Origin of the sequence: Nocardiopsis mangrovi (assembly GCF_042653925.1) — a bacterium.
In the GTDB taxonomy this organism is placed as follows: Bacteria; Actinomycetota; Actinomycetes; order Streptosporangiales; family Streptosporangiaceae; genus Nocardiopsis_B; species Nocardiopsis_B mangrovi.
Window position 1 is genome coordinate 79,408 of record NZ_JBHSFQ010000032.1, and the last position, 8,000, is coordinate 87,407.

An 8,000-nucleotide genomic window follows, 5' to 3' on the forward strand; every position below is an offset into this window, starting at 1 on the left:
CCCTGGCGGACCCACCCTTCCCACGCCCCGGAACCTGCGGCGATCCACAAAGGGTGACAACTAGATCACCAAACGTTGCACTGGCTATGGCCCACACGGGCTATTTCAGAAATGGGCCTATTGGGGCCTGTCGGAGGCCCGCAACGATCCGTAGTTTCGTCCCCAGTGGTGAGCAACGACACAGCGCGCCGAAACCGGCGATCCCTGAGCGAACCGGCCCCGGCCCGAAGGCCGCGCGGGTCATGTCTCGTGCCATCTCACCACTGCGCGCCGGCGACCGCGCCCGCCGGCGCATGACACACATGCTGATCTTGGGGAGTGGGGCAACATGTGGACTTCGGAGATGACCGAGCACGCGCTGTGCCGAGGGGTCGACCCCGACGCACTTTTCGTCCAGGGAGCCGCGCAGAACCGGGCCAAGATGATCTGCCGGGGATGCCCGGTGCGCACCGAGTGCCTGGCCGAAGCGCTCGACGAACGCATCGAGTTCGGTGTCTGGGGGGGAATGACCGAACGGGAGCGCCGCGCCCTGCTGCGCCGGCGTCCCGATGTCGACTCCTGGTCGGAGCTGCTGACCGCCGCACGCGAACGCTACGAGCGCAGCGGGCCGGTGGGCGGCCCCGAACCCGGTGACGACTGGGATCCCCGCCCTCTCGCCGCCTGAGCCCTCGCAGCGACCGCCCGGCAGCGAAAACGGCCCCCGCCGCGGCGGGGGCCGTTGCGCGGCTCTGCGCGGCCGGGGCCGCGGGCGCGCTCAGTCCTCGCGGCGCTCGGCGGGCTCCTCGCCCACCCGGGCCGTGTGCCGCCCGGTGGAGGAGTCCGGGAAGCCCGGCCCGCCCGGGTTCGCGCGCACGGCGTCGGCGATATCGCCCAGGGACTCCTGCTGCCCGAACAGGTGCCACGGGGCGTTGGCGCCCATCTCGCTGGGCACGATCCACACCTTGTTGGAGTCGCCCTTGGCGATCTCGGGCAGCTTCTGCAAGTACTGGTAGGCGAGGAGCTCCCGGCTGACGTCGCCCGAGTGCAGCGCCTTGAACACCATGGTGATGGCGTCGGCCTCGCCGCGCGCCCGCACGGTCATGGCCTCCGCCTCGGCCTTCGACCGCACCTTCTCGGCCTCGGCCGCACCCTGCGCGGTGAGCACGGCCGCCGACTGCTCGCCCTCGGCCCGCAGGATCGCCGACTGCTTCTGCCCCTCGGCGGTGAGGATCTCGGCGCGCTTGTCGCGGTCGGCGCGCATCTGCTTCTCCATGGCCTCCTGGACCGACTCCGGAGGCTCGATGCCCTTCAGCTCGACCCGGCTGACCTCGATCCCCCATTCGGCCGTGGCCTCGTCGAGGACGGCGCGCAGTTCGCGGTTGATCTGGTCACGCGAGGTGAGGGTCTGCTCCAGGTCCATGCCGCCGACGACGTTGCGCAGGGTCGCCGAGGCCAGCTGCTCGACCGCCGTGATGAAGCTGGCGACCTTGTAGGTGGCGTTGTAGGGGTCGGTGACCTTCACGTAGACCGCGGTGTCGACGTTCACCGACAGGTTGTCCTGGGTGATGGCCGCCTGCGGCGGGAAGCTCACCACCTGGATGCGCATGTCGATGCGCTCGCGCACGTGGTCGACGAAGGGGATGACGATGTTGAACCCGGAGTTGAGCGTCCGGTGGTAGCCCCCGAAGCGTTCGACGACGTCCGCCATCGCCTGGGGGACGATGCGGACGCTGCGCCAGGCGATCACCGCCAGGATCGCCACGAAGATCAGCAGAATGATGACAACGGTACCCATCGAGGCGGCTCCGGCTCTCCTGTCGGGGGGTGGCACAGGCAGTCGTGGTGGCCCGTCCGCGAAACGGACGTCCACGCGGCGATCATAGAGGTCGCCGACCCGTGCGTTCCCGCAGTGGGGCGGGGAACTCGCCCCGGACGCAGCGCGATTGGCCACATGCGGACAGCGAATCGATTTCCGGATTTCCGGATGTAGCGGTTACGGTCCGCTCCAACACGCGGGGGTCAGGCCGAACGCGCGCTCCACCGCTCGCCGGCGCGCTCCACCTTCACCGGCAGGCCGAAGGTCTCGCCCAGATTCTCGCCGGTCATCACCTGCTCCAGCGGCCCGGCCGCCACGACCGCGCCCTCGCGGATCAGCAGCCCGTGGGTGAACCCGGGCGGGATCTCCTCGACGTGGTGCGACACCACCACCAGCGCGGGCGCGTCGATGTCGCCCGCCAGGTTGGCCAGCCGCCGCAGCAGGTCCTCCCGGCCGCCGAGATCGAGCCCCGCGGCCGGCTCGTCGAGCAGCAGCAGCTCGGGGTCGGCCATCAGCGAGCGCGCGATCAGCACGCGCTTGCGCTCACCCTCGGAGAGGCTCCCGAACCGGCGCTCGGCCAGCGCACCCACGCCCCACGCCGTCAGCAGCGCCCGTGCCCGGCTGAGATCGGGGGTGCCGTACTCCTCACCGAACCGCCCCAGATACCCGTATGAGGCGCTGATCACCAGATCCAGAACGACACTGGAATCGGGGACCCGGTTGGCCACGGCCGCCCCGGCGAACCCGATCAGCGGCCGCAGCTCGCCGATGTCGGCCGCCGCCAACGGCTCCCCGAGCACCGAGACCTCACCGGAGGTGGCCGCCGTCTGCGTGGCCGCCACGCTGAGGAGCGTGGTCTTGCCCGCGCCGTTGGGGCCCAGCACCACCCACCGCTCGTCCTCCTCGACCGTCCACTCCACATCGCGCAGCAACTCGGCATCGCCGCGGCGCACCATCACGCCGCTCATGCGCAGCACCTGGCCGTCCATCACACTCCCTGTCGCCGTCCGCGCGGCGCACCGGGCCGGTCCGCGCGATCCACGCCGCGGCACATCCCGTGTGCTCCACACATGCTCACCGCTGTTCCCGATGCGAACCTAGCGGACGCTCCTGTTGGTCCGAACATCGATCTACGCTGAGGCAATGCTGCGAGAACTGTCATCGGCCCAGCTGGTCGCCTGGGGCAACGCCTGGATCGCCGGCCAGGCCGGGCTCGACGACGCCGTCGACGCGGTGGAGCGGCGCACCGGCCCCCACGTCGTCGGCACCGTGCCCGGCGACCTGCCCTTCGAGAGCGGGGCCCCGCTGCGCTCGGCGCTGGCGCGGCTGCGCTCCCACGGGCTCGCCTCGTTCCGGCTGTGCCTGCCCGTCCCCGGCGACCCCCTGGGCCTCGTCGGAGACGCCGACCTCAACCGGGCGGCGATCGACGCGCGCGAGGCGGTCCTCATCCGCCTGGCCGACCGGCAGATCGGGCTCGTCCCCGGGGAGGACCGCCGGGGGTCCTCCTACGTGGGCGTCGCCTGGACCCCCTACCCCGCCGCCGACGCGCCCCCCGAACCCGTCCCCCTCGCCGAGGCCGAGCACCGGCTCACCCTCGCCATCCGCGAATGCGCGGCCCTCTTCGGCCGGATCGACGACATCAGCAGCTGGGGCCCCGAGGTCACGCGCGCCCTGGCCGACCTGCGCGACTCCGGGCGCGCACCCACCGAGGGCCTGGCCCCCGGGCACCCGCAGCGCGCCCACCGGCTCGCGGCCCAGGCCGACCGCCTCGCCGTGGTCGTCCGGCTGGCCGGCGGCGACGACGGGCGCGGCCTGACATCGACGCAGATGGACGCCCGGCACGAGGCCCTCCGGCTCCTCGACGGCGCGGTGCGCCGGGCCCGCGTCGCCGCCTACGGGGCCGCCGCCCTCACCTGACCCCCGAGTGCCGCGGCCCCGGTATCAGGGGAAAGCCAGGGACGGTTCCCGATCCGCCCCGGCCGATGTCGGCGGATACTCGTTCTATGAACGACACGGCCCCGCCCGACCGAACCGCGGCCCCCGCGCTGCGCGCCTCCGACGCCGACCGCGACCGCGTGGCCGAACTCCTCGCCGGCGCCCTCACCGACGGCCGCCTCACCCAGGACGAGCACACCGAGCGCCTGGAGTCCGCCTACGCCGCCAAGACGCTGGCCGAACTCGCGGAACTGACCGCCGACCTGCAACAGGGCACCCCGGCGGGCGCCGCGTCCGCGTCCCTGCCCGGCGACCACGAACTGCGCGCAACCGGTACCGGCCACGAGAACATCGTCGCCGTGCTGGGGACCGCCAGCCGCTCCGGCCGCTGGCTGGTCGAACCCCGGACCAACGCGTCGATCCTGTGCGGCTCCGTCGAGCTGGACCTGCGCAAGGCGCTGCTCTCGCAGCGCGAGGTGGTATTGCAGTGCGCGGTCATCCTGGGCAGTCTCAGCGTGGTCGTGCCGCCCGGCGTGCGGGTCGTCGACCGCTCATCGGCCATACTGGCCGCCACCGACCTGAGCAAGGTCGACGGCACCGGAGCGGACGCCTCGGGCGCCCCGACCGTGAGCATCCGCGGCGTCTCCATATTGGGCTCCATCGACGTGCGCACCGCCGACATTTCCACCGGCGGAGCGTGATGGCGGGCCATCGTGCGGTAGACGGATCTGTAGCCGGCGCACCCCTGCCGACCTGCACGGAGAATCGGATGATCGCGGGAGGCGGACATGGAACCTGAGCAGATGCGCGCGTCCGACGCCGACCGCGACCGCGTCGCCGGGCGGCTGCGCGAGGCGCTGGCTGAGGGGCGGCTGACGCAGGAGGAGCACGAGGAACGCCTCGATTCGCTCTACCGGGCCAAGACCCTCGGCCAGCTCGCGGCCCTCACCGAGGACCTTCCCATCGGCGGCGATCCCGATGCCCCCGGCGACCCGGTCGGCCTCACCATCTCCTCCGAGGAGGCGCGGACCATCGCCGCCGGCAGTTCGGGGCGCGAGAACATCGTGGCGGTCTTCGGCAGCGCCGAGCGCACCGGGCGCTGGCTGGTCGAACCGCGCACCAACGCGTCCGTTCTCTGCGGGGGCGTCACACTCGACTTCCGCGAGGCCGTGCTCACGCAGCGCGAGGTGACCGTGCAGTGCGCCGTCATCTTCGGCGGCGTCGACATCACGGTGCCCTACGGCGTCCGTGTGGTCAACAACACAACGGCCATCATGGGCGGGACCAGCATGCACGGCACCGACAGCGTGACGGACCTCAACGCCCCGACGATCCGGCTGACCGGAACCTGCATGTTCGGCGGGATCGACGTCAAGGCCAAGGGCCCCAAGAAAAAGAAGAACAAGAAGCGGAAATGGACACACTGAGTACCGGAATGATCACCCGAATGGACATCAGGTGAACAGGGGCCGGATCTTGAGAGCCCTGCCCGGCACCGCCATGAACAGGCCGAGTACCGTGGTTCACGAGATGAACGATCACTCCAGCCTCCTGATTACGGTCAGCGGACGCGACCGGCCCGGTGTGAGCGCACGGCTGCTCAGCACCCTGTCGGTCTTCCCGGTGACCCTCGCCGATCTCGAACAGGTCGTCATCGGCGGCCGACTGGTCCTGGCCGCGCTCCTCGTCGTCGACGAGAGCGTCGCGCCGGGCGTGAGCCATGAGCGCGTCTTCGAAGAGGTGCGCAACGCGATCGAGAAGACCTCCATCGACCTCGACATGGACGTCGAGTTCTCCTACGGCAACGACCGCGTCGGGGCGGCCTCCGCCGAGCAGCTGCACGTCACCATCCTCGCCGACCCCCTGCGGCCGGGAGCGCTCGGCGCGATCGCGTCGTGCGTGGCGCGGGCCGGCGCCAACATCGACCGGATCGAGCGCCTGGCGAGCTATCCGGTCACCTCCATCGAGCTGGACATCTCAGGCGCCGACCAGGAACGCCTGCGGGGCGACCTCGCCATGGAGGCGGCCACCCAGTCGATCGACGTCGCGGTACAGCCGAGCGGCCTGCACCGGCGCGCCAAGCACCTGATCGTGATGGACGTCGACTCCACCCTGATCCAGGGCGAGGTCATCGAGCTGCTGGCGGCCCACGCCGGGTGCGCCGAGGAGGTCGCGCGGGTCACCGAAGAGGCCATGCGCGGCGACCTGGACTTCGAGGAGTCGCTGCGGCGCCGCGTCGCCCTGCTGAAGGGCCTCGACGCCTCCGCGATCGACGCGGTGCGCGACCAGCTGGTCCTCACCCCCGGCGCGCGCACCCTCATCCGCACCCTCAAGCGGCTGGGCTACGAGTGCGCGATCGTCAGCGGCGGGTTCACCCAGATCACGGACGCCCTGGTGGAGCGGCTGGACATCGACTACTCGGCGGCCAACACGCTGGAGGTCGTCGACGGCAAGCTCACCGGCGGCCTCGTCGGGCCGGTCGTCGACCGCAAGGGGAAGGCACTGGCGCTGGAGCGGTTCGCGGCCGAAGCCGGGGTGCCGCTGAACCAGACCGTCGCGATCGGCGACGGCGCCAACGACCTGGACATGCTGCGCACCGCCGGCCTCGGCGTGGCGTTCAACGCCAAGCCGGTGGTGCGCCAGCAGGCCGACACATCGGTCAGCGTCCCCTACCTGGACACGATCGTCTTCCTGCTCGGGGTCTCCCGCGAAGAGGTCGAGGCGGCCGACAGGAGCGCGTGACCACCGACCCGGTGTCCCAGGCCCCCAGGCGGGCGGTCATCGGGGCCACGAACCGACGGGGGACCCGGCGCGGCCGGGTCCCTTTCCTGTTCTCGCCATGCCATCCGTGTTCCAAGGCTTCCGTGTTCCATGGCTTCCGCGGGTTCTCCGGCGTAGGGTGAACGCTCCCGCCCGAGCCCCGGCGGGCGCCCGTCGAAGGAGGAGCAGAATGTCCGATCACCCGGCCGGCCGACTCGAACTCCCGCCCTTCCGCGCCGACCACGTCGGCAGCCTGCTGCGCCCACAGCCGCTGCTGGAGGCCCGGGCGGCGCATGCGGCGGGCACGATCGACGCCGACGGGCTCCGGGCGGCCGAGGACGACGCCATCCGCGAGGTCGTCCGCCTCCAGGAGGAGGCCGGACTCCAGTCCGCCACCGACGGGGAGTTCCGCCGGTCCTCCTGGCACATGGACTTCATCTACCGGTTGGAGGGCGTCACCCGGGCGGCGGACACCCTCACGGTCACCTTCCACAACAACGAGGGCGACATCGAGTTCACCCCCGCCGCCCTGCGCGTGGACGGGCGGATATCGGTACGCGACACGATCTTCGCCGACGCGTTCGAGTTCCTCCGGGACACCGTCACCACCGCCGCTCCGAAGATCACCATTCCATCGCCGAACATGGTGCACTACCGGGGCGGTCAGGCGTCCATCGACACCGCCGTCTACCCCGATATCGAGGAGTTCTGGTCGGACCTGTCGTCGGCCTACGCCGAGGAGATCAGGGGGCTCGCCGCGCTGGGCGCGCGCTACATCCAACTCGACGACACCAGCCTCGCCTACCTCAACGACCCGCGCGAGCGCGCGGTCGTCGCCGATCGGGGAGAAGACGCGGAGCACCTGCACAAGCGGTACATCCGCCAGCTCAACGCGGCCGTCGGCGACCGTCCTGAGGGCGTCCGGGTGACCACCCACATGTGCCGCGGGAACTTCCGGTCGTCCTGGGTGGCCTCGGGCGGCTACGACTTCGTGGCGGAGGAGCTGTTCAACGAGCTGGACGTGGACGGGTTCTTCCTGGAGTTCGACGACTGGCGCTCGGGCACGTTCGCGCCGCTGCGCTTCGTCCCCAAGGGGAAATACGTGGTCCTCGGGCTCGTCACGACCAAGAAGGGCGAGTTGGAGTCGAAGGACACGCTCAAGAGACGCATCGACGAAGCGGCAGCATACGTGCCGCTGGAGCAGCTCTGCCTGTCGCCGCAGTGCGGATTCTCCTCGACCGTGGAGGGCAACAGCCTGAGCATCGAGGAGGAGCTGGCGAAGCTCAGGCTGATCGTGGAGACCGCTGAAGAGGTCTGGGGCTGAGACGGCGGTCTTCACAAGTTCACAATCCACGGCAACAAAAAAGGTGGGGGTAGGAACCGAAGCTCCCACCCCCACCAAAAAAATGTCCGGCGGCCACCTACTCTCCCACCCCACCACAGGGCAGTACCATCGGCGCAAAGAGGCTTAACGACCGGGTTCGGAATGAGACCGGGTGTTTCCCTCCCG

Annotated in this window: 8 protein-coding genes and 1 rRNA gene; 6 read left to right on the forward strand and 3 right to left on the reverse strand. The window is 70.8% G+C overall.

All coding sequences use genetic code 11. From position 1 onward, the window contains the following. Positions 1 to 328 precede the first annotated feature (328 nt). Positions 329 to 664 carry a WhiB family transcriptional regulator gene (locus ACFO4E_RS25035; protein WP_378578829.1) on the forward strand — a complete coding sequence of 112 codons (336 nt, stop codon included), beginning with the start codon at positions 329 to 331 and terminating at the stop codon, positions 662 to 664. A gap of 90 nt (positions 665 to 754) precedes the next feature. On the opposite strand, the gene ACFO4E_RS25040 is transcribed toward ACFO4E_RS25035, so the two are convergent. Beyond that, positions 755 to 1,774 carry an SPFH domain-containing protein gene (locus tag ACFO4E_RS25040; protein WP_378578831.1) on the reverse strand — a complete coding sequence of 340 codons (1,020 nt, stop codon included), beginning with the start codon at positions 1,772 to 1,774 and terminating at the stop codon, positions 755 to 757. 224 nt (positions 1,775 to 1,998) lie between these two features. After that, positions 1,999 to 2,784 (reverse strand): ABC transporter ATP-binding protein, encoded by a 786-nt coding sequence (locus ACFO4E_RS25045; protein WP_378578832.1) that lies wholly within the window; start codon positions 2,782 to 2,784, stop codon positions 1,999 to 2,001. 154 nt (positions 2,785 to 2,938) lie between these two features. Between ACFO4E_RS25045 and ACFO4E_RS25050 the strand changes: the two genes are divergently transcribed. From ACFO4E_RS25050 to ACFO4E_RS25070, 5 genes are all read left to right on the forward strand, one after another. Then, positions 2,939 to 3,712, forward strand: coding sequence for a hypothetical protein (locus ACFO4E_RS25050; protein ID WP_378578833.1), 774 nt, complete (start codon positions 2,939 to 2,941; stop codon positions 3,710 to 3,712). An 86-nt stretch (positions 3,713 to 3,798) separates the two neighbouring features. Continuing rightward, on the forward strand, positions 3,799 to 4,431 hold the full coding sequence (locus tag ACFO4E_RS25055) for a DUF1707 SHOCT-like domain-containing protein (RefSeq protein ID WP_378578834.1): 633 nt from the start codon (positions 3,799 to 3,801) through the stop codon (positions 4,429 to 4,431). An 87-nt stretch (positions 4,432 to 4,518) separates the two neighbouring features. Next, on the forward strand, positions 4,519 to 5,157 hold the full coding sequence (locus ACFO4E_RS25060; protein WP_378578835.1) for a DUF1707 SHOCT-like domain-containing protein: 639 nt from the start codon (positions 4,519 to 4,521) through the stop codon (positions 5,155 to 5,157). Positions 5,158 to 5,260: 103 nt separating this feature from the next. After that, on the forward strand, positions 5,261 to 6,472 hold the full coding sequence (serB, locus tag ACFO4E_RS25065) for a phosphoserine phosphatase SerB (RefSeq protein ID WP_378578838.1): 1,212 nt from the start codon (positions 5,261 to 5,263) through the stop codon (positions 6,470 to 6,472). 208 nt (positions 6,473 to 6,680) lie between these two features. Then, on the forward strand, positions 6,681 to 7,814 hold the full coding sequence (locus ACFO4E_RS25070; protein ID WP_378578840.1) for a 5-methyltetrahydropteroyltriglutamate--homocysteine S-methyltransferase: 1,134 nt from the start codon (positions 6,681 to 6,683) through the stop codon (positions 7,812 to 7,814). Positions 7,815 to 7,898: 84 nt separating this feature from the next. On the opposite strand, the gene rrf is transcribed toward ACFO4E_RS25070, so the two are convergent. Beyond that, a 5S ribosomal RNA gene (gene rrf, locus ACFO4E_RS25075) occupies positions 7,899 to 8,000 on the reverse strand; the annotation flags it as partial.

Coding starts and splice junctions, on each gene's coding strand:
- ACFO4E_RS25055 (WP_378578834.1), top strand. CDS start 3,799: ATGAACGACACGGCCCCGCCCGACCGAACCGCGGCCCCCGCGCTGCGC.
- ACFO4E_RS25045 (WP_378578832.1), bottom strand. CDS start 2,784: ATGGACGGCCAGGTGCTGCGCATGAGCGGCGTGATGGTGCGCCGCGGC.
- ACFO4E_RS25040 (WP_378578831.1), bottom strand. CDS start 1,774: ATGGGTACCGTTGTCATCATTCTGCTGATCTTCGTGGCGATCCTGGCG.
- ACFO4E_RS25070 (WP_378578840.1), top strand. CDS start 6,681: ATGTCCGATCACCCGGCCGGCCGACTCGAACTCCCGCCCTTCCGCGCC.
- ACFO4E_RS25050 (WP_378578833.1), top strand. CDS start 2,939: ATGCTGCGAGAACTGTCATCGGCCCAGCTGGTCGCCTGGGGCAACGCC.
- serB (WP_378578838.1), top strand. CDS start 5,261: ATGAACGATCACTCCAGCCTCCTGATTACGGTCAGCGGACGCGACCGG.
- ACFO4E_RS25060 (WP_378578835.1), top strand. CDS start 4,519: ATGGAACCTGAGCAGATGCGCGCGTCCGACGCCGACCGCGACCGCGTC.
- ACFO4E_RS25035 (WP_378578829.1), top strand. CDS start 329: ATGTGGACTTCGGAGATGACCGAGCACGCGCTGTGCCGAGGGGTCGAC.